This is a genomic window from Peribacillus sp. SIMBA_075 (genome assembly GCF_046534585.1).
The window spans coordinates 1-269 of record NZ_JAWRYN010000696.1; the positions used below are offsets into that span (position 1 = coordinate 1).

Below are 269 nucleotides of genomic sequence, written 5' to 3' on the forward strand. Positions count from 1 at the left end.
TAGCTTCGCCAGCTCGTCACGAACCAGCTGTCCCATCTCAAGCGTACCGATGGCCTTGCTGCGGTCAGAAGCGATATCGCCAGTGCGATGACCTGCTTCGAGCACGGACCACACTGCATTCTCGACAGCAGCTGCTGCTTCATCCATCTCCAGGGAGAGACGAAGCATCATCGCTACGGAGAGGATGGTTGCGAGTGGGTTGGCAATGCCTTGACCCGCAATGTCAGGTGCAGAACCGTGTACCGGTTCGTACAATCCGAAGCTACCAG

Annotated in this window: 1 protein-coding gene; it reads right to left on the reverse strand. The window is 57.2% G+C overall.

Features of this window, described 5'->3' with window-relative positions; genetic code table 11:
* A partial coding sequence (locus SB775_RS29985; protein ID WP_410864892.1) for an isocitrate/isopropylmalate family dehydrogenase occupies positions 1–269 on the reverse strand: 269 nt, incomplete at both ends.